The following is a 23875-nucleotide window of genomic DNA, read 5'->3' on the forward strand; positions in this document are numbered from 1 at the left end:
CGTGTGCCCCGTCCGGACCCGACTGCTCGGTCCGGACGGGGCGTTCACCGTCCCGCGCGGCGGGGCCGGCTCAGTGCTCGACCGCCTTCTCCGCGCCGGCGCCGGTCAGCGCCCGCACCTGGAGCTCGGCGAACTTGCGGTCGTTGCGCTCGGGCGACATCAGCGTGCCGACGATCGCGCAGAGCAGACCCAGCGGGATGGAGACCAGACCCGGGTTGGACAGCGGGAACCAGTTGATGTCGATACCCGTCACCAGCGCGCTCTCCGAGCCGGAGAAGACCGGCGAGAAGATCACCAGGCTCACCGCGCTGATCAGACCGCCGTAGATGCCGGCCACCGCGCCCTGGGTGTTGAACCGACGCCAGAACAGGCTCAGCAGCAGGGTCGGCAGGTTGGCCGAGGCGGCGATGGCGAAGGCCAGCGCCACCAGGAACGCGACGTTCAGGCTCTGCGCGAAGATGGCGAGCACGATCGCCACGATGCCGACGCCCAGCGCCGAGAACTTGGCGACCCGCACCTCCTCCTGCTCGCTCGCCTGTCCCTTGCGGAGCACGCTGTTGTAGAAGTCGTGCGCCAGCGACGAGGAGGAGGCGATGGTCAGGCCCGCCACAGTCGAGAGGATGGTGGCGAAGGCGACCGCGGCGATCACCGCGAGCATGATCGCGGCCAGACCGTTGCCGCCGAAGTAGTCGCCGACGGACTCCGCGAGTTGCGGCGCCGCCGTGTTGCCCGCCTCGTTCTGTTCGGTGATCGCGTTCTTGCCGACGATCGCCGCTGCGCCGAAGCCCATGATCAGGGTCATCAGGTAGAAGGTGCCGATGAGGCCGATGCCCCAGTTGACCGACTTCCTGGCGGCCTTCGCCTCGGGCACGGTGTAGAAGCGGATCAGGATGTGCGGCAGACCGGCGGTGCCGAGGACGAGCGCCAGTCCGAGGCTGATCAGATCCAGCTTGTTCCACAGGGTCTGGAGGGCGTCGCCGGCCACTTCCTTCCCGTAGTACTGCCCGGGTTCCAGGAACGACTTGCCCTCGCCGCTTGCCCTCGCGGCGTCCCCCATCAGGGAGTTGAAGTTGAAGTCGTACATCCCCATGACCATGAGGCTGATCAGGATCGCGCCGCCCATCAGCATGCCGGCGTTGATGATCTGCACCCAGGTGGTGCCCTTCATCCCGCCGAAGCTGACATAGACCGTCATCAGCAGACCGACCACGATGATGCCGACGATCTTCGCGGTCTCGGCGGTCATGCCGAGGTAGGTCTCGCCCGGTGTGATGCCGAGCAGCAGCGCGATGAGCGCGCCCGCGCCGACCATCTGCGCCAGCAGGTAGAAGATCGAGACGGTGATCGTGGAGACCGCCGCGGCGGTCCGCACCGGCCGCTGCTTCATCCGGTAGGACAGCACGTCGGCGATGGTGAACCTGCCGCTGTTGCGCAGGAGTTCGGCGACCAGCAGCAGGGCGACCAGCCAGGCGACCAGGAAGCCGATGGAGTAGAGGAAGCCGTCGTAGCCGTACAGCGCGATCATGCCGCTGATGCCGAGGAAGGAGGCGGCCGACATGTAGTCGCCGCCGATGGCGAAGCCGTTCTGGATGCCGGAGAACTGCCGTCCGCCGGAGTGGAAGTCCGTCGCCGACCGGGTGTTGCGGCTCGCCCACACCGTGACCGCCAGGGTCACCGCGATGAAGGCGAGGAACATGCCGAAGGTCAGCGTGCGGTTGCCGCCGGCCTCTTCTGCGAGCAGGTTCATGCGCGTGCCTCCGTGCCGTTGCCGCTGTCCTTGCTGCCGGCTTCGCCGCCGCCGGTGAGCTCCTCGCACAGCTCGCTCGCGAGCGGGTCGAGGCGGCGTGCGGCGTAGCGCGAGTAGAGGATCGCGATGCCGAAGGTGGAGAAGAACTGCAGCAGCCCGAACACCAGCGCCAGGTTTATCCGGCCGAACACCTCCGTCGCCATCACGTCGCGGGCGTACGCCGACATCACGACGTAGGTCAGGTACCAGACGAGGAACGCGATGCTCATGGGGAAGACGAAGCGCAGCAGCCTGCGCTTGAGTTCGATGAAGCGGGGATCGCTGTGCATCACGATGTCGGGGGTGGGCTCACCCCCGTCCTCGGGGGAGCGGGACTGCGGGGGGAGTTCGGTCGGCATTGACGTCTCCTCGTTCGTGCTGAGGTCGGGGGAGCGGTGCCCGGCTGACCTGTGGTGGAGGGAACGTAAGCAGCGTCACATCCGGGGGAAAGCGGCACTCGGCGCCATGCGGTGAGTGCGCGGTGCGCGCGTCGAACGGCAGCTCTCCGTGCGACGGACGGCGCGAATGTGCGCCGAGCGGTCGCGGTGCGCGGCGCGGGGGCCGCCGGGTCCGCACGGTCTGCGAGGTGCGTACGGGCGAGGGGCGCGGATGTGCGTACCGGCGCTCAACTCCCTTGCGGGGATGACACTTTCGAGCGAATCGGCGGCAGGGGGCGGACTCACCGGCGCGCGCGCTCGTTGGTCCGCGTGTGATGAGCCACGACGATGAGCAGCAGACGAACGCCCGGCGCACCGGCGACCGCCGCAACGCCAGGGACCGCATCCGCGCCGACCGCGAGCGCCAGGAGGCGACCCGTCGGCGCAGGCGTACGCTCACCGCCGCGCTCGCCGTGGCCGGAGTGCTCACCGTGGCGGGCGCGCTCGCCGCGGTGGTGATGAGCGGCGACACCGAGAGCGACGACTCCGCCGGCGGCGGCGGCGCGGACCCGATCACCGAGGGCAGCCAGAGCGCCCCGGTCACCCTCTCGGTGTACGAGGACTTCCGCTGCCCCGGCTGCGCCCAGTTCGAGCAGGGTTTCAAGAAGACCGTCAACGAGCTGCGCGAGGCCGGGAAGGTCAAGGTCGACTACCACATCGTCGCCATCGTCGACCGCAAGGACAACAGCACCGGTTCCACCAACGCGGCCAACGCCGCCGCCTGCGCGAAGGACGCCGGACACTTCACCGCGTACCACGACGAGCTCTTCGCGAACCAGCCCGCCGAGAGCGAGGACCGGTTCGCCGACAAGAAGCACCTGCTCCAACTCGCCTCAAAGGTCGAGGGGTTGGACACGCCGGCCTTCCGCGACTGCGTCAACGGGGGCACCCACGACGGATGGGTGGCCGAGTCGACCAAGGCGTTCGGCAGCTCCGGCTACGACGCGACCCCCACCCTCCTGCTCGACGGCGAGAACCTCTCCGCCGACCGCACCGCGCCCTTCACCCCCGAGATCCTGGTGAGCAAGGTCGAGGAAGCGGCGAAGGAAGCCAAGAAGTAACGCGACGCGACTGCCGCGAGCGGTCGGCGGCAGGGTAGCGTCTGAGGCGCCATGGACATCCTCGCCTATATTCCGAGCCCGTCGTCCGGTGAGCTGGAACTCGGTCCGCTCCCGCTACGCGGCTACGCGCTGTGCATCCTCGTCGGCATCTTCCTCGCGGTCTGGCTCGGCGGGCGCCGCTGGGTGGCCCGGGGAGGACGCCCCGGCACCGTCACCGACATCGCCGTCTGGGCCGTGCCCTTCGGCCTCGTCGGCGGTCGGCTCTACCACGTCATCACCGACCACCAGCTCTACTTCGGCGAGGGCCGGCAGTGGACCGACGCCTTCAAGATCTGGGAGGGCGGCCTCGGCATCTGGGGCGCCATCGCCCTGGGTGCGGTCGGTGCCTGGATCGGCTGCCGCCGCCGCGGCATCCCGCTGCCCGCGTACGCGGACGCCGTCGCGCCGGGCGTCGTGCTGGCCCAGGGCATCGGCCGCTGGGGCAACTGGTTCAACCAGGAGCTCTACGGCCGGGCCACCGACCTGCCCTGGGCGGTCGAGATCGACAACGGCGTGGACAGCGGCACCTTCCACCCGACCTTTCTGTACGAGTCGCTGTGGTGCGTGGGCGTCGCCCTCCTGGTGATCTGGGCCGACCGCCGCTTCACCCTCGGCCACGGCCGCGCCTTCGCGCTGTACGTCGCCGCGTACACGGTCGGGCGGTTCTGGATCGAGTACATGCGGATCGACGAGGCGCACGAGATCCTCGGCCTGCGCCTGAACAACTGGACGTCGCTGCTGGTCTTCGCCGCCGCCGTGGCCTATCTGGTCGTCTCGGCCAAGCGGGCACCCGGGCGCGAGGAGGTCGTCGAACCGGGCGCCGACCAGGACGACCCGGACGGCTCGGCCAAGAGCGCGAACGCCTCCGACCGCGCGTCCGACGACGCTGCCGACAGCGCCTCCGACGACGGCGGCACCGCTGACGGGGCCGACGCCGGGGCCGGCGCCAAACCGGCGGGCAAGCGGACGGGGAGCGCCCCGGCCGGGGACTGACCGGGCGAACCGGACGCAGCGGCGTCCGGAGCCGAACGCAGAGGTGGCCCGTGGGCGCAGCAGCCCACGGGCCACCGCCCTTTTCCCGGCCCCCGCGGCGACCGGCGCCCTCCCCTCGATCCGGCGGCTCGGCGACTCCCGCCCTCGGCGACTCGGCGAATCCGCGGCGACCTCGCCACCCCGCGCCCCCGCGCCGGCGGGCGTCCGCGGACCGGGCGGGAGTCGCCCCGTCCGCGGACCGGGCGGGAGTCGCCGCTCGCGAGCCGTTTCGAGCCCTCGCGGGGTGCGCAGTCGTACGACAGCGGTGGGTAATGGTTGTTACTCGCCGGTTTCAATTCGTTTGCTTCGGGGCAGTAGCCGGAAGCACCGCGGGCAATGGAGCTCGTACCGCGCCGCACGCGGCCGGCAGCCAGGGTCACAGCCCCACCAGCACCGGTTGCGCACCCCTTTTACGTGTCCGCATGATGGACCTGTCTATCCAGCCTTTGGCAAGCGATCCATCATGTAATCTGCACGAAATTTCTTGAAGCATGAGGGCCAACGTCGTCCCTCGGCACTTGCACTTGCCACTGACGACGACGGGAGAGCCGATGCGTTCAGCGTCCACGGCGGCCCACCCTGCCAAGCAGGGGTTGTACGACCCCCGGTACGAGCACGACGCCTGCGGTGTCGGTTTCGTGGCCACCCTCACCGGTGAGGCCAGTCACCAGCTCGTTCAGCAGGCGCTGACCGTACTGCGGAACCTCGAACACCGCGGCGCCACCGGCTCCGAACCGGACTCCGGCGACGGAGCGGGCATCCTGCTCCAGGTCCCGGACGCCTTCCTGCGCGAGGCCGTCTCCTTCGCCCTGCCGGAGCCCGGCGCGTACGCCGTGGGCATCGGCTTCCTGCCCGCCGACGAGAGCGAGGCCGCCGAAGCCGTCTCGCGCATCGAGACGATCGTGGCGGAGGAGGGGCTCGCCGTCCTCGGCTGGCGCGAGGTGCCGGTCGCCCCCGAGCTGCTGGGCAACGGCGCGCGGGCCACCATGCCCGCCTTCCGCCAGCTCTTCCTCGCCGACGCCGCATCCGCCGCGCCGCGCGAGGGCATCGCCCTGGACCGGGCGGCCTTCGTGGTGCGCAAGCGCGTCGAGCGCGAGGTCGACGTCTACTTCCCGTCGCTGTCCGCGCGGACCATCGTCTACAAGGGCATGCTCACCACCGGCCAGCTGGAGCCGTTCTTCCCCGATCTCTCCGACCGCAGGCTCGGTTCGGCGATCGCCCTGGTCCACTCGCGGTTCTCCACCAACACCTTCCCGAGCTGGCCGCTGGCCCACCCGTTCCGCTTCGTCGCGCACAACGGCGAGATCAACACCGTCCAGGGCAACCGGAACTGGATGCGTGCCCGCGAGTCGCAGCTGGGCAGCGACCTCTTCGGCGAGGGCGAGCTGGAGCGGATCTTCCCGATCTGCACCCCCGGCGCCTCGGACTCCGCCTCCTTCGACGAGGTGCTGGAGCTGCTGCACCTCGGTGGCCGCTCACTGCCGCACTCGGTGCTGATGATGGTCCCCGAGGCCTGGGAGAACCACGACTCGATGTCGCCGGCCCGGCACGCGTTCTACCGCTACCACTCCACGATGATGGAGCCCTGGGACGGCCCGGCCTGCGTCACCTTCACCGACGGCACCCAGGTCGGCGCGGTCCTCGACCGCAACGGCCTGCGTCCCGGCCGCTACTGGGTCACCGACGACGGTCTGGTCGTGCTCGGCTCCGAGGTCGGCGTGCTGGACATCGACCCCGCGAAGGTGGTCCGCAAGGGCCGTCTCCAGCCCGGCCGGATGTTCCTGGTGGACACCGCCGAGCACCGGATCATCGAGGACGACGAGATCAAGTCCGGTCTCGCCGCCGAGCACCCGTACCAGGACTGGCTGGCCGCCGGCCTCACCGAGCTGGCCGACCTGCCCGAGCGCGAGCACATCGTGCACACCCACGCCTCGGTCACCCGCCGCCAGCAGACCTTCGGCTACACCGAGGAGGAGCTGCGCATCCTCCTCGCGCCGATGGCCAAGGCCGGTGCGGAGCCCATCGGTTCGATGGGTACGGACTCGCCGATCGCCGCGCTCTCGGACCGGCCCCGGCTGCTCTTCGACTACTTCACCCAGCTCTTCGCGCAGGTCACCAACCCGCCGCTGGACGCCATCCGCGAGGAGCTCGTCACCTCGCTGATCTCCCCGCTCGGCCCGGCCGGCAACCTGCTGGAGCCGACGGCGGCGTCCTGCCGCAGCGTCACCCTGCCCTTCCCGGTGATCGACAACGACGAGCTGGCCAAGCTCATCCACATCAACGCCGACGGCGACCGGCCCGAGATGAAGGCCGCCACCCTCTCCGGCCTCTACCGCGTCAGCGGCGGCGGCGAGGCGCTGGCCGCCCGCATCGCCGAGATCTGCCAGGAGGCGGACGCGGCGCTCGCCTCCGGGGCCCGGCTGATCGTGCTCTCCGACCGGCACTCCGACGCCGAGCACGCGCCGATCCCCTCGCTGCTGCTCACCTCGGCCGTCCACCACCACCTCATCCGCACCAAGAAGCGGACCCAGGTGGGCCTGCTGGTGGAGGCCGGGGACGTGCGCGAGGTGCACCACGTCGCGCTGCTGATCGGCTACGGCGCGGCGGCGGTCAACCCGTACCTGGCGATGGAGTCGGTCGAGGACCTGGTGCGTGCCGGAACCTTCCTTCCGGAGGGCACCGAGCCCGAGGCGGCGATCCGCAACCTGATCAAGGCGCTCGGCAAGGGCGTGCTGAAGGTGATGTCCAAGATGGGCATCTCCACCGTCGCGTCCTACCGCGGTGCGCAGGTCTTCGAGGCGATCGGGCTGGACCCGTCGTTCGTCGACACCTACTTCCACGGGACCACCACCAAGATCGGCGGCGCCGGTCTGGAGGTCGTCGCCAAGGAGGTCGCCGCCCGGCACGCCAAGGCGTACCCGGTCTCGGGGATCTCGCCCGCGCACCGCAGGCTGGAGATCGGCGGCGAGTACCAGTGGCGTCGCGAGGGCGAACCGCACCTCTTCGACCCGGACACGGTCTTCCGTCTCCAGCACTCCACCCGCGAGCGCCGCTACGACATCTTCAAGCAGTACACCTCCCGGGTGGACGAGCAGTCCGAGCGGCTGATGACGCTGCGCGGTCTCTTCCGGCTGAGCGGCGACCGCCCCTCCGTCCCGATCGAGGAGGTCGAGCCGGTCTCCGAGATCGTCAAGCGCTTCTCCACCGGTGCGATGTCCTACGGCTCCATCTCCCAGGAGGCGCACGAGACCCTCGCGATCGCCATGAACCAGCTGGGCGGCAAGTCCAACACCGGTGAGGGCGGCGAGGACTCGGAGCGGCTGTACGACCCGGCGCGGCGTTCGTCGATCAAGCAGGTCGCCTCCGGTCGCTTCGGCGTCACCAGTGAGTACCTGGTCAACAGCGACGACATCCAGATCAAGATGGCCCAGGGCGCCAAGCCCGGTGAGGGCGGCCAGCTGCCCGGTCACAAGGTCTACCCGTGGGTCGCCAAGACCCGGCACTCCACTCCGGGCGTCGGGCTGATCTCCCCGCCCCCGCACCACGACATCTACTCGATCGAGGACCTGGCACAGCTGATCCACGATCTGAAGAACGCCAACCCGCGGGCCCGCATCCACGTGAAGCTGGTCTCCGAGGTCGGCGTCGGCACGGTCGCGGCGGGCGTCTCCAAGGCGCACGCGGACGTCGTGCTCGTCTCCGGCCACGACGGCGGTACGGGCGCCTCGCCGCTCACCTCGCTCAAGCACGCGGGCGGCCCCTGGGAGCTGGGCCTGGCCGAGACCCAGCAGACGCTGCTGCTCAACGGATTGCGCGACCGTATCGTCGTGCAGACCGACGGCCAGCTGAAGACCGGCCGGGACGTGATGATCGCGGCGCTGCTGGGCGCCGAGGAGTACTGCTTCGCCACCGCCCCGCTGGTCGTCTCCGGCTGCGTGATGATGCGCGTGTGCCATCTGGACACCTGTCCGGTCGGCATCGCCACCCAGAACCCCGTCCTGCGGGAGCGCTACAGCGGCAAGGCCGAATTCGTCGTCAACTACTTCGAGTTCATCGCCGAGGAGGTGCGCGAGCTGCTCGCCGAGCTCGGGTTCCGCACCCTCGACGAGGCCGTCGGCCACGCCGAGCACCTGGACGTCTCGCGCGCCGTGGACCACTGGAAGGCGCAGGGCCTGGACCTCTCGCCGCTGCTGCACGTGCCCGATCTGCCCGAGGGCGCGGTGCGCCACCAGGTGGTCGAGCAGGACCACAGCCTGGAGAAGGCGCTGGACAACCAGCTGATCAAGCTGGCCTCGGACGCGCTGGCGGCCGAGACCGTCGAGCAGGCGCAGCCGGTGCGTGCGCAGATCGACATCCGCAACATCAACCGGACGGTCGGCACCATGCTCGGCCACGAGGTGACCCGGAAGTTCGGCGGCGCCGGACTGCCCGACGACACCATCGACATCACCTTCACCGGTTCGGCCGGGCAGTCCTTCGGCGCCTTCCTCCCGCGCGGCGTGACGCTGCGGCTGGAGGGCGACGCCAACGACTACGTCGGCAAGGGCCTCTCCGGCGGCCGGGTGGTGGTGCGTCCCGACCGCGGCGCGGACCACCTCGCCGAGTTCTCGACGATCGCGGGCAACACCCTGGCCTACGGCGCCACCGGCGGCGAGCTGTTCCTGCGCGGTCGCGTCGGTGAGCGGTTCTGTGTGCGCAACTCCGGTGCGCTGGTGGTCTCCGAGGGTGTGGGCGACCACGGCTGCGAGTACATGACCGGCGGCGCCGCCGTCGTGCTCGGCGAGACCGGGCGCAACTTCGCGGCCGGAATGTCGGGCGGCACCGCGTACGTCGTCGACCTCGACCCGGACAACGTCAACCGCGAGCTCGCCACCGCCGTCGAGCAGCTCGACGCGGACGACCTGGACTGGCTGCACGACGTGGTGCGCCGCCACCTGGAGGAGACCGGATCGACCGTCGCCGAGAAGCTGCTCGCCGACTGGGGCTCCGCCGGCAAGCGGTTCAGGAAGGTCGTACCGCCCACCTACAAGGCCGTGCTCGCCGCCAAGGACGCCGCCGAGCGAGCGGGACTCTCCGAGTCCGAGACCCACAAGCAGATGATGGAGGCGGCGACCAATGGCTGACCCCAAGGGCTTCCTGAACATCGACCGCGAGGTCGCCCCGACCCGTCCGGTCGAGGAGCGGGTCAAGGACTGGAACGAGGTCTACCAGCCCGGCTCCCTGCTGCCCATCATCAGCAAGCAGGCCAGCCGCTGCATGGACTGCGGCATCCCGTTCTGCCACAACGGCTGTCCGCTGGGGAACCTCATCCCCGAGTGGAACGACTTCGCCTACCGGGAGGACTGGTCGGCCGCCAGCGAGCGGCTGCACGCGACCAACAACTTCCCGGAGTTCACCGGCCGGCTCTGCCCCGCGCCGTGCGAGTCGGCGTGTGTGCTGGCGATCAACCAGCCCGCGGTGACCATCAAGAACGTCGAGGTCTCGATCATCGACAAGGCGTGGGACAACGGGGACGTCACCCCGCAGCCGCCCGAGCGGCTCTCCGGCAAGACCGTGGCCGTGGTGGGGTCCGGCCCCGCCGGCCTGGCCGCCGCCCAGCAGCTGACCCGGGCCGGCCACACCGTCGTCGTCTTCGAACGGGCCGACCGGCTCGGCGGGTTGCTGCGGTACGGCATCCCCGAGTTCAAGATGGAGAAGGTGCACATCAACCGCCGCATCGAGCAGATGCGCGCCGAGGGCACCAAGTTCCGCACCGGAGTCGAGATCGGCACCGATCTGACCGCGAGCGACCTGCGGCGGCGCTACGACGCCGTGGTGATCGCGGCCGGTTCCACCATCGCGCGCGAACTGCCGGTCGACGGCCGCGAGTTGAACGGCATCCACCAGGCGATGGAGTACCTGCCGCTGGCCAACAAGGTCCAGGAGGGCGACTACGTCACCTCGCCGATCAGCGCCGAGGACAAGCACGTCGTGGTCATCGGCGGCGGTGACACCGGCGCGGACTGCGTCGGCACCGCGCACCGTCAGGGCGCCAGGTCCGTCACGCAGCTGGAGATCATGCCCCGGCCCGGCGAGGACCGCGCTCCGAACCAGCCGTGGCCGACGTTCCCGATGCTCTACAAGGTGACCTCCGCGCACGAGGAGGGCGGCGAGCGGGTCTACTCCGTCTCGACCACCCGCTTCGAGGGCACCGAGCCCGAGGAGGGCGAGGCGGTCGGCAACGTCCGCGCGCTCCACCTGGTCGAGGTCGAGTTCGTGGACGGCAAGCTCGAGCAGAAGCCCGGCACCGAGCGGGCGATCCCGGCCGACCTGGTCACGCTCGCGATGGGCTTCGTCGGCATGGACCGGGAGAACGGCATGGTCGAGCAGTTCGGCCTGGACCTGGACGAGCGCGGCAACGTCGCCCGCGACGCCGACTACGCCACCAACGTCGACGGCGTCTTCGTCGCCGGTGACGCCGGCCGCGGCCAGTCGCTCATCGTCTGGGCCATCGCCGAGGGCCGCAGCGCGGCGCGGGGCGTGGACCGCTTCCTCTCCGGTGCCAGCTCGCTGCCCGCACCGGTCGCCCCGACGGACCGATCGCTGACGGTCTGACACCCCGGCGCCCCGCCTTCCGAGCGGGGCCCACACACCCGTACGACGCAGTACGGAACACCGCCGCGGCGTTCGCCCTCACCCCGACCGAGGGCGGGCGCCGCGGTTCCGTGCGTCCGCGTCCGCAGCCGCAGCAACGCCGCGGGAGAGCCGCCGGAGCGGCCGGGAGCGCAGCCGGGGGAGCGGTACGGGCAGGGCTCCGTGTGCGGGGCGAACAGCGGTGCGCCGAGGGCCGGTCGAAAAAAATCTCCGCTCGTGCGGAACCGGTCCGGGACCCCTCCCGTCACATCGGCAACCCCCACAAGGAGGCAACATGCGACGAGGTACGACGGTATTCGCCCTGCTGACGGCCACTGCGCTGGCGGCTGTGGGTTGCGCGAGCGACGACCAGACCGTGCAGACCGGCAGCCAGGGCGGTGACAAGAAGAACGAGCAGAAGGACGAGCAGCAGGACGAGCTCACGCCGTTCGAGAAGCGCGCCTCGGCGATCCTCGCCAAGTGGCCGCAGAAGGTGGCACCCGCCGAGCGGAGCAACGACCTGTTGCCGCTGGAGGGCGTGAAGCCCGCCGACTCCGACAGCACCAGCCTCAAGGTGAACGTGGGACACGGCAGTTGCGACGCCGACTTCGGCACGCACCTGCAGGAGACCGGCAAGGTCATCCTCGTGTCCGGCTGGGCCAAGGAGGACAAGAAGGCCGACTTCTGCACCGAGCAGGTGGTCAGTGATGAGGTCACGGTGAAGCTCAAGGAGAAGCTGGGCGACCGCGAGATCATCGACGCGGCCACCGGCAAGCCGGTGAAGATCACCGAGGAGGGCAAGGGCTCCCACCGGTGAGTGAACGGGCGTCATGGCGTTGGGGCGGTGCATCGTGCACCGCCCCAACGCCGTTTGCGCACCGGGCGGATGGCCCGGCACGCGGCGCACGGCCGTGTCCGGGCGGGCCCGTGCGCCGTCCGCCGGCGGTCGGACGTTCCGACATTGGTCGGGTGAATGACGGTGCCGATCCGTGATGTCTCGGCCTGGATGGCTCAGTGTGGGCGCTGTCAGAATCGCGGTCGGGACCCGGTCGGGGCCCGACCCCGAGCAGCCCAGCGCAGCCTAGGAGAGCCGGCAGATGAAAAAGCGCGTGATCGCCGTCAGTGTGGTCCTGTCCTTCGCGGCGGTCGCCTGCGGCAGCGGTGGCGGATCCGACGGCGGCGACCGAGCCCTGACGGTCTGGATCATGGAGGGCACCAACCCGGACTCCAAGCCGTTCTTCTCCGAGGTGTCCAAGGCGTTCAAGAAGGAGACCGGGGCCGAGCTCAAGGTGCAGTACGTGCCCTGGCCGGACGCACACGACAAGTTCACCAAGGCGATGGCCGGCGGCACCACCCCCGATGTGGCGGAGGTCGGCTCGACCTGGACCGCGGAGTTCGCGGAGGCCGGAGCCCTCGCCGACATCGGTGACCGGGTCGACGAAGCCGGGCTGGACAAGGACCTCGTCGAGGGCCTGAAGACCGCCGGCACCTACGACGACAAGCTCTACGGCATGCCCTGGTACGCGGGGGTGCGCTCGCTGGTCTACCGCAAGGACGTGTTCGAGAAGCACGATCTGAAGGCGCCCACCACCTGGAAGGAACTCCAGGACGTCGCCACCGAGTTGGGCGAGAAGGAACCGGACATGATCCCGTTCCCGGTGGTCGGCGACAACGAGTACATCCTCGACGCCTTCGTCTGGGGCGCCGGCGGCGAGCTTGCCACCGAGAAGGACGGCGACTGGAAGGCCGCGATCAACAGCCCGAAGTCGATCAAGGGCATCGAGTTCTACACCGAGCTGGCGACCGAGCACAAGACGTCGACCAAGGCGGCGACCACCTGGAACGAGGCCAACCTCGTCGACAACATCACCAACGGCAAGGTCGCCATGGCCGTCTCGGGCAGCTGGACCCCGGCCACCATCGTGGCCGACGCCCCCGAGCTGAAGGGCAAGCTCGCCTCCGCGCCCATCCCCGGCCCCGACGGCGGAATGAGTCCCTCCTTCCTCGGCGGCTCCCACCTGGGGCTCTTCAACGAGTCCGAGAACCAGGACCTCGGTTGGGAACTCATCAAGCTGCTCAGCACGGGCGGCTTCGCCGAGAAGTGGGGCGAGCAGTCCGGCTACTTCCCCGGACAGACCTCGCTGGTGGAGAAGGTCGAGAAGGACGGCGACGCCCTGGCCGCTCCGTTCGCCAAGCAGATGATCGAGGCGGGCGCCACCGTCCCGGTCACCCCCGCCTACGGCGAGATCCAGGGCAAGAAGACGCTCGCCCAGATGCTCCAGTCGATCCTCTCCGGCAAGAAGAGCGTCAAGCAGGCCGCGGACGACGCCGCCAAGGACATGGACAAGACCTTTGGCAACTGAGGCACCCGCACCGCGCCGCCCACGCCCCACCGAAACCACCGGGAAGCAGTCCCGGCCATCGCTGCCGCCCGCCGCCGCCCGACGTGCCCGGCGGCGGGCCGGGGCGCCCTGGCTGCTGCTGGCGCCCGCGCTGCTCGCGGTCGCGGGACTGCTGCTGTGGCCGCTGGCCCGCGTGCTGTGGATGTCCGTGCAGGACTACGGGCTCCCGGAGATCGTCAGCGGCGACACCAACTACGTCGGCCTGGACAACTACACCGAGATCCTCGGCGACGCCTATCTGTGGCAGACCGTGCTGCCCAACACCCTCGGCTTCGCGTTCGCCTGCGTCGCGCTGACCGTCGTACTGGGAACGCTGGTCGCGCTGCTGCTCCAGCGGCTCGGGCCGTTGTGGCGGACGATCACGGGCAGCGCCATCATGATGGCCTGGGCCATGCCCGCGGTGACCGGCACCTATGTGTGGATCTGGCTCTTCGACCCGCTCAGCGGGGCGGTGGTCGGCGGTCTGGAGGGTCTCGGGATGGTCGAGGCCGGAGAGACCAACTGGTTCACCAGCCGACTCGGGTTCTACGCCATCGCCACCCTGAACGTCGTCCACCACAGCTTCCCGTTCGTCGCCATCACGGTCTTCGCCGGGCTGCTGACCATCCCCAGGGAACTGCACGAGGCCGCGATCGTCGACGGGGCGAACGCCTGGCAGCGCTTCTGGTCCATCACGGTGCCGACCATCAAGCCGGTCTTCATGGTCGTGATCATCCTGTCGACCATCTGGGACTTCAAGGTCTTCGTGCAGCTCTATCTGATGCCCGGCGGCAGCGGCGCCAACCGGGAAGTGCTCAACCTCGGCGTCTGGTCCTACGTGGAGTCCTTCGCCCAGCGCCAGTACGGGATGGGTTCGGCGATCGCCGTACTGCTGACCCTGCTGCTGCTCGGCGTCACCGTCGTCTACATCCGGACGCTCTTCAAAGAGAGCGAGGAGCTGTGACCACCACGAGCGCCCTCACCCCCGCCAACCCGCCCGCCGACGCCGAGGGTTCCCCGCCGGGAGACCGCGGCAGGCGGCGGGCGGCGAAACCGGCCCCGCGCTCGCCGCTGGGCCGTGTCGGCAACGCCGTTGCCGTCACGGTGCTGCTGGTCTTCACCGTGCTGCCCGTCTACTGGATGGTCACCACCGCCTTCGATCCGCGGGCCAACTCGCGCGGCAGCAGCCCGCTGCCGAGCGGCTTCACCCTGGACCACTTCCGGTTCGTGTTCGACGAGGGCGGCTTCGGACCGTTCCTGCTGAACTCCCTGCTGATCGCCATCGGTACGGTGCTGCTGGCCGGGCTGCTCGCGCTGCTCGCGGCGGTCGCCGTCGCGCGGTTCGTCTTCCGCTTCCGCACCGCCGTGCTGGTGATGGTGCTGATCATCCAGATGGTGCCGCTGGAGGCGCTGGTCATCCCGCTCTTCGTGCAGATGCGGAATCTGGAGATGCTCAACAGCCTGCTGGGGCTGACGATCGTCTATCTGGCCTTCTCGCTGCCGTTCGCGATCTGGATGCTGCGCGGTTTCGTCGCGGCAGTGCCCAAGGAGGTGGAGGAGGCGGCCTATCTGGACGGCTGCGGCTGGCCCAGGATGTTCCGCTCGGTGCTGCTGCCGCTGGTGGCACCCGGGTTGATCGCCACCAGCGTCTTCTCCTTCATCGTCGCCTGGAACGAGTTCATCTTCGCCTTCACCTTCCTCCAGGACGAGAGCAAGTTCACCGCGGCGGTCGGGCTGCACCGCTTCTTCGGCCAGCACACCAACGACTGGGGGCCGGTGATGGCGGGTTCGACGCTGATCACCCTGCCGGTGCTGATCTTCTTCGTACTGGCCCAGCGCAAGCTCTCCAACGGCCTCGCCGCGGGCGCGGTCAAGGGCTGACGCCCGCCACCGGTACCGGCGTGGTGTCCGGGTCCGGGTGCCGCCAAGTCCCGTGCTCCGCCAAGGAGTCGGGACGAGCGGCGCCCGGGCCCGGCGGTGTGCGGCCGATCGGTGTGCGGGTCAGGTGGTGCGCTGGTCAGGTGGTGCGCTGGTCTAGGTGTCGCACTCCAGCTCGGTCCGGCACACCCCGCACCGCACCCGTACCCGCCCGCGCACCGGAGCGCCGAGGCGCTGTGCGCAGACCGGGCAGCGGAAGGAGACCCGCAGGGCGGCGGGACGGTCGAAGCGGTAGCCGTCGCCGCCGACCACCGACTCCGCCCCCGGCCGCAGCCGCGAGCGGGCCCGGACGCGGTCCGCGGCGTACCGCTGCCGCGCCGCCCAGCCCGCACCCGCCAGCGGTGGCCGACGTGCCTCCCGATCGGCGAGCTCACGCCCCCGGGCGTACGCCTCGTACGCCTGCGGGCTGGTGAACCAGACAGCGGGGTCCTCGCCGAACACCCGCGCGCGCCGGGCCAGTACGTATCCGAACTCCTCCGGCGTCAGATAGCCGAGCTTCTGGCCGCCGACCGCGTCCTGCCGGAAGGCGTCGAGCAACAGCCAGCCCGCGCCGAGGTAGGCCGCCACGGTGTCGGTCAGCACCTCGTTCTCGGCGGTGGTGGGGAACTCCAGCCCCAGCCGGTGCAGGGCGACATGGGTCACCTCGTGCGCCAGAGCCGCGCCGATGTCCCGACGGTGCTCCTTGAAGCGGGAGTTGAGCTCCACGAAGTACTCGGGCCCGGTCTCCAGCTCCACCGAGGCGGCGAACTCCATCTCCCGGAAGCCCACCACCATCCGCGCCTGCGGCAACCGCAGCTGACCCACCATGACGCGGGCGATCCGCTGTGCTCCGGCGTACAGCTCCTCGTCGTGGCCGAAGGCGACATCGGCGGGGAGGACGCTGGAGCCGTACTGCTGCACCCCGTCGTGGGACAGCCTCCGGTAGAGCGCGGTGATCGCCTCACGGACCGTCTCCAGATGGGGGAAGCCGTGCTCCACACCGTCCGCCGTGCCGCGCCCCGCCGACATCCGCCAACCCCCTCGCCGCGTCCGTCCGCCCACTGTAGAGCGGACGCCGGCGGCAGCGCGGCGCCCGGGGCGGCACGTCCCGCCGCGCCTTCGGCGACATTCGGGCTTCCAGCAGGCGGACATGTGGCCGCCGACGGGCGCGGTGGACCTAGAGTCAACCCACATGAACACCCGCAGGACGCCGGACCCCGCAGCGCAGGCCGAGCTCGTTCGACTGCGCGAGAGCATCGACAACATCGACGCGGCGGTCGTACACATGCTCGCCGAACGCTTCAAGTGCACCCAGGAGGTGGGCAGGCTGAAGGCGCAGCACCAACTGCCGCCCGCCGACCCGGCCCGCGAATCGCGGCAGATCGCCCGGCTGCGGGAGCTGGCGGGGAACGCCAAGCTCGACCCGGCCTTCGCCGAGAAGCTGCTCAACTTCATCATCGCCGAGGTCATCCGCCACCACGAGACCATCGCGGAGGAGGGCGTGCTCCCCGGCGACCGCGACGGCTTCACTCCGTAGCGGCCCGCGGGCGGCGGGTTCCGCGAGGGCCCCTGCCCGAAGGAGGCACTTCCGCCCCAAGTGGGCGTACGCGTCCGGGAGTTGCCGCGCGGACGCTGCCGCCGCAGGAGGGCGGGGCCGGGCGGCCGGGTCGAGGGCCGGGTCGGCGCCGGTCGGGTCGACCGTGTGCCGAAGCCGCCGGGGCGGTGCGGCACGATGGCCGCATGGCCACTCTTACCCGAGAAGAAGCCCGGTCCCGCGCCGAGCAGTTGCGGGCGGACAGCTACACCGTCGACCTCGACCTGACCGGCGAGCAGACGTTCACGTCCGCCACCACCGTGGAGTTCACCGTGCTGCGCGGCGGCGACACCTTCGTCGAGCTGCGTCCGCACACCCTGCACGAGGCGCGCCTGGACGGCGTCCCGCTCGACCCCGCGGCGCTGTCCGACGGCCGGCTCGCGCTGCGCGGGCTCGCGCCCGGCCCGCACACCCTGCACGTACGGGCTGACATGCCGTACTCCGGCACGGCCGAGGGCATGCACCGCTTCACCGATCCGGCCGACGGGCGCTCCTACCTCTACTCGATGTGCTTCCAGACCGAGGCGCCGGCGGTGTACGCCTGCTTCGACCAGCCCGACCTCAAGGCGACCTTCACCGTCAGCGCCACCACCCCCGACGAGGAGTGGACCTTCCTGACGAACTCGGTCGCCGTCCGCGACCCCGCCGACCCTCGCCGCTGGACGAGCGCCACCACCCCGCCGATCAGCACCTATCTGCTCGCGGTGGCCGCCGGCCCGTACCACGGCGTGCACACCGAACACGCCGGCCTTCCGGTCGGGCTGCATGTGCGCCGCTCGCTCGCCCCGCATCTGGACGCCGACGCGGAGGAACTGCTGGACGTCACCCGGCGCTGCTACGACCACTACCACCAACTCTTCGACGCGCCCTACCCGTTCGACTCCTACGACCAGGTCTTCGTGCCGGAGCTCAACGCCGGCGCCATGGAGAACCCCGGCCTCGTCACCATCACCGACGATCTGGTCTTCCGTGCCGCCGCCACCGACGTCCAGCGCCAGGACCGCGCGGTCACGCTGGCCCACGAGATGGCCCACATGTGGTTCGGCGACCTCGTCACGCTGCGCTGGTGGGACGACATCTGGCTGAACGAGTCCTTCGCCGAGTACATGGGCGAGGACGTGGTGGGCGCCGCGACCCACTGGACGCAGACCTGGCCCGACTTCGGCATCCGCCGCAAGACCTGGGGCTACGACGCCGACCAGCGGCCGAGCACCCACGCGGTGGCCCCGACGCCCGAGGAGATCCCGGACGCCGCCTCCGCCCTGCAGAACTTCGACGGCATCTCCTACGCCAAGGGCGCCTCCGCGCTGCGCCAACTCGTCGCCTGGCTCGGCCCGCAGGAGTTCCTCGCCGGGGTCAACCACCACATCAACCGCCACAGCTTCGGCAACGCCACCCTCGCCGACTTCCTCGACTCGCTCGCGGCGCACACCGACCGGGACGTGCACGACTGGGCCGCCCACTGGCTGCGCACCACCGGAGTCGACACCCTCGTCCCGAGCCTCACCGAGGGGGACGACGGCCCGGTGCTGGCCGTCGACCACCGCGGCAGCAGGCCGCACCGGGTCCGGATCGGCCTGTACGACCTGGACCACCTGGACACCGCGCCGTCCGGTGCGCGGCTCCTGCCCCGGGAGCCGCTGGAGGTGGACCTGGCACCGGGCCGTCCGCTGACCAGCGCGCTCCGCGGGCGGCGCCCCGACCTCGTACTGCTCAACGACGGCGACCTGACCTGGGCCAAGGTCCGCTTCGACGAGGCCGGCCGGGACGCCGTGCGGCAGGCGCTCGGCACCGTGCCCGACGACCTGAGCCGAGCCGTCCTGTGGAACGCCGTGCGGGACCAGGTGCGCGACGCGGAGCTTCCCGCCGCCCAGTACCTGGATCTGGCGGAGGCCCATCTGCCGCGGGAGACGAACAACTCCCTGCTGACCGCCGGGCTGGAGTTCGCGCTGCACCAGGTGCTCGACCGCTACCTCACCGACAGCGAGGCGCCCGCCGGCCGGGAGCGGCTGCACCGCCTCGCCGCCCGGCTCCTCGACGAGCACACCCGACCCGAGATCCGGCTGACCGCGCTGCGCACCCACCTCGCCACCGCCGAGGACGCCCCGATGCTCGCGCGGTGGCTGGAGCGGCGGAGCACGCCGTTCGGCATCGCGCTCGACCTCGACCTGCGCTGGCTGGTGCTGCACCGGCTGACCCTGCTCGGTGCGGCCGGCGCGGACCGTATCGCCGAGGAGGCGCGGGCCGATCCGAGCGCGTCCGGCCGGGAGGCCGCCGCGCGCTGCCGTGCCGCGCTGCCCGACCCGCAGACCAAGGAACGCGTCTGGCAGGAGCTGTTCGACCCCGAGGGCACCCTGAGCCACCACGCCTTCGCGGCAGCGGTGCGCGGGTTCTGGCCCCGGGGGCAGGAGGCCCTCACCCGGCCCTACCGTGCGCGGTACTTCGCCGAGGTGGTGCCGTTGGCGAGGAGCCGCGGCGAGACCCTCGCCCGCCAGGCCGGCCGGTTCGCCTTCCCATACTCGGCCGTCGACCCCGAGGTGCTGGCGCTCGGCGAGCGGTGCCTGCGCGAGGCGGACCCGACACCCGCGCTGCGGCGTCAGCTCGTCGACCAACTCGACGATCTGGGCAGGGCGTTGAGGGTGCGTGCCGCCTCGCGACCGGATCCCGACGGGAGTTGACCGTTTCCCGCCTGTACGCCCGTCCGCCTGTACGCCCGCCCGTCCGCCTGTACGCCCGCCCGTCCGCCGGTACGCCCGCAGGTCCACCGGTACTCCCGCCGGTCCACCGCGGTCGGTCCGGACCGACCGGCCGGTTCTGGTCCGTGTGTGCGTGCGGGCGTGCGGGCGGGTGCGGCGGGCGGGGTGTCTCTCGCCGCGCCCGCCAACTCGACGGGACCACAGGGGAGTTGGCGACCGGATTTCAGCCTCCCGACGGCCGGGCCACTTCTGCCGATAGCCGTTTACCAGCCGGTAAGTCATAGGGTCCAGCCATGCGCGGAGCAAAGATCGTCTGCACCCTGGGTCCGGCCACCGATTCCTATGAGCAGATCAGGCTGCTGGTCGAGGCGGGCCTCGATGTCGCCAGGTTCAACCTGGCGCACGGCAGCCTTGCCGACCACCACACCAGGTACCGGCATCTGCGTGCCGCCGCGGCCGAGGTGGGCCGCACCGTGGGCACGCTCGCCGACCTCCAGGGGCCGAGGATCAGGCTCACCACCTTCGAGTCCGGGCCCGTACTCCTGGACGCGGACGACGAGTTCACCATCACCACCGAGGAGACCCGGGGCGACCACACGCACTGCGGCACCACGCACCACACCCTGCACGAGGACGTCTCGGCCGGGGACCGCGTCCTGGTCGACGGCGGCCGGGTGGTGCTGGACGTCACCGCGGTGGAGGGCCCCCGGATCAGGACCCGGGTGGTCACCGGCGGCATCGTCTCCGACCACAAGCCGCTGAATCTGCCGGGGGTCGCGCTCAGCGTCCCGGCGATGACCAAGAAGGACGCCGACGACCTCCGTTGGGCGCTCGGCGCCGGTTTCGATCTCGTCGCGATGCCCCATGTGCGCAGTGCGCAGGACGTCCGCGCGGTGCACACGGTGATGGACGAGGCAGGTGTCCGCCGGCCGGTTCTCGCGAAGATCGAGAAGCCGGAGGCCGTGCAGAATCTGGAGGAGGTGCTCGCCGCCTTCGACGGACTGCTGATCGCGCGCGGCGACCTCGGCGTCGAGATGCCGCTGGAGGCGGTGCCGGCGGTGCAGAAGCGGCTGGTGGCGCTGGCCCGCCGGAACGCCAAGCCGGTCATCGTCGCGACGCAGATGCTGGAGTCCATGGTCGACAACTCGCGTCCCACGCGCGCGGAGGCGTCCGACGTGGCCAACGCGGTGATGGACGGCAGCGACGCGGTGATGCTCTCGGCGGAGACGAGCATCGGCAAGTACCCGGCCGAGGCGGTGGCGACGATGAGCCGTATCGTCGCGGCCACGGAGGCGGACCAACTCGCCCACGGGCTCGCCCCGTTGACGGCGCAGAGCAAGCCCCGTACGCACGGCGGCGCGGTCGCCCGCGCCGCCGCGGAGATCGGGGACTTCCTCGGGGCGCGCTTTCTGGTCGCCTTCACCCAGAGCGGCGACACCGCGCGCCGGCTGGCCCGTTACCGTTCGCCGATCTCGGTGCTCGCCTTCACCCCGGACCCGGCCACGCACGGCCAGCTCTGCCTGACCTGGGGCGTCGAGACGTTCCTCGGTCCCGAGGTGGCGACCACGGACGAGATGGTCCAGCAGGTGGACGAGCAGCTGCTGCGGATCGGCCGGTGTGAGGCAGGCGACACCATCGTCATCACGGCGGGCTCGCCCCCCGGGGTGTCCGGCACGACGAACCTGGTGCGGGTGCACCACCTCGGCGAACCGCACTCCGCGGGCGGGACCGACTGAGTCACGGAGTCCTGCTGCCCGGCCAACTCCCCGTCCGCGCACGGCGGTTGGCCGGGCAGTGGTGGAGAGTGGGCGCTCAGGGCGCGGGCCGGAAGGCGGGACGGCCGCAGCCGACGTACGGGGCGTCCCGAGAGGGGACGAAGATCAAGCGTCGTCGGTTTTTGCCTTCGAAGTGAAGGAAAAGTACCCCGGGTGGGATTCGAACCCACGCTGGATGGTGTTTGAGACCATTGCCTCTACCGCTGGGCTACCGGGGCTTCCTTGGAAAGCAAGGCTAACAGCTACCCGCCGTGACTCAAACCTACATCAGCTAGGTAGGCTCGTGGAGCACTGATCTGCCCGAGAGCGAGGAACCCCCGTGAGCGCCGCTGACGCCCCCGAGCCCCATGTGCCGGCCGACACCGACCAGGGTGCCGAGGCGCACGTTCCGCCGCAGACCACGCGGGTGGTCATCGCCGAGGACGAGGCCCTGATCCGACTCGATCTCAAGGAGATGCTGGAGGAGGAGGGTTACACGGTCGTCGGTGAGGCCGGTGACGGCGAGCGGGCCGTCGAGCTCGCCCGCGAGCACCGCCCGGATCTGGTCATCCTCGATGTGAAAATGCCCGTTCTGGACGGCATCTCGGCCGCGGAGCGGATCGCCGAGGAGTCCATCGCACCCGTCCTGATGCTCACCGCCTTCTCCCAGCGCGAGTTGGTGGAGCGGGCTCGTGACGCCGGCGCGATGGCGTACCTGGTCAAGCCGTTCAGCAAGACCGATGTGGTGCCCGCGATCGAGATGGCCGTCTCGCGCTTCACCGAGCTGCGCGCGCTGGAGCAGGAGGTCTCCGACCTCTCCCAGCGGCTGGAGACCCGCAAGCTCGTGGACCGCGCCAAGTCCGTGCTCCAGACCCAGTACGGGCTGAGCGAGCCGGCCGCGTTCCGCTGGATCCAGAAGACCTCCATGGATCGTCGACTGTCGATGAGCCAGGTCGCCGAGGCCGTCATCGAGGACGGCGAGGAGCGCCGCAAGCAGAGCTAGCGGCCCGGGCCGCCCGGCCCGCCCTTCCGGGCAGCGACTGCGAATGTGCGGCTGCGGTGAACCGCGCGCCCGTCCGGCCGGGTTCGCCGCGCGGTGCCACCGGGTGCGGTCCGTCCCGGAGCGCGATGACGTGCGCGGGGCGGTGGATTGCGGGGTTTGTCACGCTCTGTCGTCGAACGAAGTCGATCACGTGTTTCGTTCGGTGAGCGGTAAGGACCGTCCTGTTTCCGGCACATGGCACAGGTCACAGCCGGATCACATCTGTGACCGTTCCCTAGGTGAGCTGTGTTCCAGGACATAGATTCCCACCCAGCCGTACGGACGTGCGGCTCTGCAACGCCGATTCTGCGGCGTTCGTCCACGTTCTGGGCTGGATCCAGGGGGTTCCACAGTGCTCAACAAGAGATTCATGAAGATAGCTGCACCGTTGGCAGTGGGGGCTCTGGTACTGACCGGCTGCGGCAACGACAGCGGTTCTGCCGACGGCACTTACAAGATCGCTTTCCAGGGGCCCCTCTCCGGTGAGAACGTCCAGCTGGGCGTCAACATGGAGAACGGCATCAAGCTCGCCATCGACGAGGCGAACGCCTCCGGCAACTACGAGTTCAAGCTCGAGTACTACGCCGCGGACGACATGGGTCTGCCGGACAAGGCGACCTCCGCCGCCCAGGCAGCGCTCTCCGAGGAAGTCCTCGCCGTTGTCGGCCCGGCCTTCTCCGGACCCGCCGACACCGCCGCCGAGTTCTACGCGGAGGAGGGCGTCCCGGCGGTCTCCTCCTCCGCGACCCGTGCGGACCTGACGACGAAGGGCTACAGCTCCTTCCTGCGCGCCGTCCCCAACGACTCCGCCCAGGGCGCCGGAATGGCGAAGTACCTCGCCTCCGAGGGCGCCAAGAGCGTCGTCGTCGTCGACGACAAGACCGACTACGGTGTCGGCCTCGCCGACGTCGCGATCGCCGAGCTGAAGAAGGCCGGCGTCAAGGCCCAGCGCCAGTCCACCCCGCAGAAGACGCCGGACTACAGTGCCGCCGCCAAGCGCGTGGCGAACACCAAGGCCGACGCCATGATCTACGCGGGTTACTACGAGGACGCGGGCCCCTTCGCCAAGAAGCTCGACGAGGCCGGCTTCGACGGCATCAAGATGTCGGGCGACGGCACCAACGACGCCCAGTTCGTCAAGCTGGCCGGTGGATCGGCGGACGGCTGGAAGCTGACCTGCCCCTGCACCGACCCGAACGAGGAGGACGCCACCAAGGCGTTCGCCGACAAGTACGAGAAGAAGTTCAAGCGCGCTCCGGGCACCTACTCGGCCGAGTCCTACGACGTCACCAAGATGATCATCTCGGAGATGGCCGAGCTCGACGAGATCAGCTCGGACACGCTGCTCGAGGCCCTGAAGAAGACCAAGTACAAGGGCCTCACCAAGGAGTTCTCCTTCGACGACAAGGGTGAGTTCCAGAACCAGACCGTCTACATGTACGAGGTCAACGGCAAGACGATCGAGTACGAGGGCAGCATCGACGATCTGACCAAGGGCTGACCCAGGGCTCTGCCCACATGACC

The 23875-nt window shown here is 70.2% G+C and carries 16 protein-coding genes and 1 tRNA gene; 13 read left to right on the forward strand and 4 right to left on the reverse strand.

The features are described 5' to 3' along the window. Window positions 1–70 precede the first annotated feature (70 nt). Window positions 71–1747 carry a cation acetate symporter gene (locus MTQ01_RS10425; protein ID WP_247488862.1) on the reverse strand — a complete coding sequence of 559 codons (1677 nt, stop codon included), beginning with the start codon at window positions 1745–1747 and terminating at the stop codon, window positions 71–73. Beyond that, the gene (locus MTQ01_RS10430) at window positions 1744–2145 is read right to left on the reverse strand and encodes a DUF485 domain-containing protein (protein ID WP_247488864.1); all 402 of its coding nucleotides are present in this window, start codon (window positions 2143–2145) and stop codon (window positions 1744–1746) included. Before MTQ01_RS10430 ends, MTQ01_RS10425 begins: the two co-directional genes overlap by 4 nt. Window positions 2146–2498: 353 nt before the next feature. On the opposite strand from MTQ01_RS10430, the gene MTQ01_RS10435 reads away from it, so the two are divergent. The 8 genes from MTQ01_RS10435 (at window position 2499) to MTQ01_RS10470 (ending at window position 15229) form a co-directional block, all read left to right on the forward strand. Next, window positions 2499–3284, forward strand: coding sequence for a thioredoxin domain-containing protein (locus MTQ01_RS10435; RefSeq protein ID WP_247488866.1), 786 nt, complete (start codon window positions 2499–2501; stop codon window positions 3282–3284). Window positions 3285–3335: 51 nt separating this feature from the next. After that, on the forward strand, window positions 3336–4316 hold the full coding sequence (lgt, locus tag MTQ01_RS10440; protein ID WP_247488868.1) for a prolipoprotein diacylglyceryl transferase: 981 nt from the start codon (window positions 3336–3338) through the stop codon (window positions 4314–4316). Window positions 4317–4906: 590 nt separating this feature from the next. Next, window positions 4907–9478, forward strand: coding sequence for a glutamate synthase large subunit (gene gltB, locus MTQ01_RS10445; RefSeq protein ID WP_247488870.1), 4572 nt, complete (start codon window positions 4907–4909; stop codon window positions 9476–9478). Next, window positions 9471–10949 (forward strand): glutamate synthase subunit beta, encoded by a 1479-nt coding sequence (locus tag MTQ01_RS10450; RefSeq protein ID WP_247488872.1) that lies wholly within the window; start codon window positions 9471–9473, stop codon window positions 10947–10949. Before gltB ends, MTQ01_RS10450 begins: the two co-directional genes overlap by 8 nt. 313 nt (window positions 10950–11262) lie before the next feature. Further along, on the forward strand, window positions 11263–11784 hold the full coding sequence (locus MTQ01_RS10455) for a hypothetical protein (RefSeq protein ID WP_247488874.1): 522 nt from the start codon (window positions 11263–11265) through the stop codon (window positions 11782–11784). 280 nt (window positions 11785–12064) lie between these two features. Next, on the forward strand, window positions 12065–13330 hold the full coding sequence (locus MTQ01_RS10460; RefSeq protein WP_247488876.1) for a sugar ABC transporter substrate-binding protein: 1266 nt from the start codon (window positions 12065–12067) through the stop codon (window positions 13328–13330). Beyond that, window positions 13320–14312 (forward strand): carbohydrate ABC transporter permease, encoded by a 993-nt coding sequence (locus MTQ01_RS10465; protein WP_247488877.1) that lies wholly within the window; start codon window positions 13320–13322, stop codon window positions 14310–14312. Before MTQ01_RS10460 ends, MTQ01_RS10465 begins: the two co-directional genes overlap by 11 nt. Next, window positions 14309–15229, forward strand: a complete 921-nt coding sequence (locus MTQ01_RS10470; protein ID WP_374207681.1) for a carbohydrate ABC transporter permease — start codon at window positions 14309–14311, stop codon at window positions 15227–15229. Before MTQ01_RS10465 ends, MTQ01_RS10470 begins: the two co-directional genes overlap by 4 nt. 153 nt (window positions 15230–15382) lie before the next feature. On the opposite strand, the gene MTQ01_RS10475 is transcribed toward MTQ01_RS10470, so the two are convergent. Beyond that, window positions 15383–16294: a hypothetical protein gene (locus MTQ01_RS10475; RefSeq protein ID WP_247488880.1), complete on the reverse strand. Its 912-nt coding sequence runs from the start codon at window positions 16292–16294 to the stop codon at window positions 15383–15385. A gap of 163 nt (window positions 16295–16457) precedes the next feature. On the opposite strand from MTQ01_RS10475, the gene MTQ01_RS10480 reads away from it, so the two are divergent. From MTQ01_RS10480 to pyk, 3 genes are all read left to right on the forward strand, one after another. Further along, window positions 16458–16802, forward strand: coding sequence for a chorismate mutase (locus MTQ01_RS10480; protein ID WP_247488882.1), 345 nt, complete (start codon window positions 16458–16460; stop codon window positions 16800–16802). Window positions 16803–17005: 203 nt separating this feature from the next. Then, entirely contained in the window at window positions 17006–19537 is a 2532-nt protein-coding gene (gene pepN, locus MTQ01_RS10485) for an aminopeptidase N (RefSeq protein WP_247488884.1), read from the forward strand. A 311-nt stretch (window positions 19538–19848) separates the two neighbouring features. Further along, window positions 19849–21291, forward strand: a complete 1443-nt coding sequence (gene pyk, locus MTQ01_RS10490) for a pyruvate kinase (RefSeq protein WP_247488886.1) — start codon at window positions 19849–19851, stop codon at window positions 21289–21291. 184 nt (window positions 21292–21475) lie between these two features. Here pyk and MTQ01_RS10495 read toward each other — a convergent pair. Further along, window positions 21476–21548 (reverse strand) — tRNA-Leu (locus MTQ01_RS10495). Window positions 21549–21649: 101 nt separating this feature from the next. Here MTQ01_RS10495 and MTQ01_RS10500 point away from each other — a divergent pair. Both MTQ01_RS10500 and MTQ01_RS10505 read left to right on the forward strand, forming a co-directional pair. After that, window positions 21650–22312, forward strand: a complete 663-nt coding sequence (locus MTQ01_RS10500; protein WP_216815036.1) for an ANTAR domain-containing response regulator — start codon at window positions 21650–21652, stop codon at window positions 22310–22312. Between the two features lie 409 nt (window positions 22313–22721). Then, entirely contained in the window at window positions 22722–23852 is a 1131-nt protein-coding gene (locus MTQ01_RS10505) for a branched-chain amino acid ABC transporter substrate-binding protein (protein WP_247488889.1), read from the forward strand. The last annotated feature ends 23 nt before the right edge of the window (window positions 23853–23875 follow it).

Origin of the sequence: Streptomyces sp. XM4193, from assembly GCF_023072595.1 — a bacterium.
Lineage (GTDB): Bacteria > Actinomycetota > Actinomycetes > Streptomycetales > Streptomycetaceae > Streptomyces.

Bases quoted from the DNA above. Each gene is read 5' to 3' on its own strand.
- MTQ01_RS10425 (WP_247488862.1), bottom strand. From the start codon at position 1,747: ATGAACCTGCTCGCAGAAGAGGCCGGCGGCAACCGCACGCTGACCTTC.
- MTQ01_RS10430 (WP_247488864.1), bottom strand. From the start codon at position 2,145: ATGCCGACCGAACTCCCCCCGCAGTCCCGCTCCCCCGAGGACGGGGGT.
- MTQ01_RS10435 (WP_247488866.1), top strand. From the start codon at position 2,499: ATGAGCCACGACGATGAGCAGCAGACGAACGCCCGGCGCACCGGCGAC.
- lgt (WP_247488868.1), top strand. From the start codon at position 3,336: ATGGACATCCTCGCCTATATTCCGAGCCCGTCGTCCGGTGAGCTGGAA.
- gltB (WP_247488870.1), top strand. From the start codon at position 4,907: ATGCGTTCAGCGTCCACGGCGGCCCACCCTGCCAAGCAGGGGTTGTAC.
- MTQ01_RS10450 (WP_247488872.1), top strand. From the start codon at position 9,471: ATGGCTGACCCCAAGGGCTTCCTGAACATCGACCGCGAGGTCGCCCCG.
- MTQ01_RS10455 (WP_247488874.1), top strand. From the start codon at position 11,263: ATGCGACGAGGTACGACGGTATTCGCCCTGCTGACGGCCACTGCGCTG.
- MTQ01_RS10460 (WP_247488876.1), top strand. From the start codon at position 12,065: ATGAAAAAGCGCGTGATCGCCGTCAGTGTGGTCCTGTCCTTCGCGGCG.
- MTQ01_RS10475 (WP_247488880.1), bottom strand. From the start codon at position 16,294: ATGTCGGCGGGGCGCGGCACGGCGGACGGTGTGGAGCACGGCTTCCCC.
- MTQ01_RS10480 (WP_247488882.1), top strand. From the start codon at position 16,458: ATGAACACCCGCAGGACGCCGGACCCCGCAGCGCAGGCCGAGCTCGTT.
- pepN (WP_247488884.1), top strand. From the start codon at position 17,006: ATGGCCACTCTTACCCGAGAAGAAGCCCGGTCCCGCGCCGAGCAGTTG.
- pyk (WP_247488886.1), top strand. From the start codon at position 19,849: ATGCGCGGAGCAAAGATCGTCTGCACCCTGGGTCCGGCCACCGATTCC.
- MTQ01_RS10505 (WP_247488889.1), top strand. From the start codon at position 22,722: ATGAAGATAGCTGCACCGTTGGCAGTGGGGGCTCTGGTACTGACCGGC.